Origin of the sequence: Saccharothrix sp. ST-888 (assembly GCF_000955975.1) — a bacterium.
GTDB lineage: Bacteria > Actinomycetota > Actinomycetes > Streptomycetales > Streptomycetaceae > Kitasatospora.
Genome location: NZ_JYJF01000311.1, coordinates 1 through 772, shown reverse-complemented (window position 1 = coordinate 772; position 772 = coordinate 1). Strand labels below are relative to the sequence as shown.

At 71.5% G+C, this 772-nt stretch carries 1 protein-coding gene; it reads left to right on the top strand.

From position 1 onward, the window contains the following. Positions 1–772: AMP-binding protein (locus UK12_RS32820; RefSeq protein ID WP_045306862.1), on the top strand; the 772-nt coding region annotated here is incomplete at both ends.

Sequence of the window (772 nt, the reverse complement as noted above, 5' to 3'; positions counted from 1 at the left end):
CCGGTTCGCGCATGCGTTGATCGCTCGGGGTGTGGGGCCGGAGCGGGTCGTGGCGGTGGCGTTGCCGCGGTCGGTGGAGTCGGTGGTGGCGGTCCTGGGTGTGTTGAAGGCGGGGGCGGCGTATCTGCCGGTGGACCCGGGGTATCCGGCGTCGCGGATCGCGTTCATGCTGGAGGACGCCGTTCCGGCGGTGGTGATCGATGATCCGTCGCTGGTGGTGGAGGTGGGCGACCGGCCGGAGACGGATCCGGTGGTCGCGGTGGATGTGCGTCATCCGGCGTACGTGATCTACACCTCGGGTTCGACCGGCCGCCCCAAGGGCGTGGTGGTCAGCCACGCGGGCGTGGCCAGTCTGGTCGCCGCGCAGATCGAGCGGTTCGCGATCGATCCCGGCAGCAGGGTCCTCCAGTTCGCCTCGCCGAGCTTCGATGCCTCGGTGTCGGAGATCTGCACCGCTCTGCTCTGCGGCGCGGCTCTGGTGCTGCCACCTGCGGCGGAGCCGGTCGCCGCGCTGACCGACCCGAGCCTGGCGATCAGCCATGTGACGGTGCCGCCGTCCGTTCTCGCCGCGCTGGCGGAGGACGAGGTGGGCGTGTCGACAGTGGTGGTGGCGGGTGAGGCGTGTTCGGCGGAGTTGGTGGCGCGGTGGGCGCCTGGCCGGCGGATGGTGAACGCGTACGGTCCGACGGAGACGACGGTGTGCGCGACGATGAGCGATCCGCTGTCTCCGGGGTCGGGTGTGCCGCCGATCGGGCGTCCGATCGCCAACGCG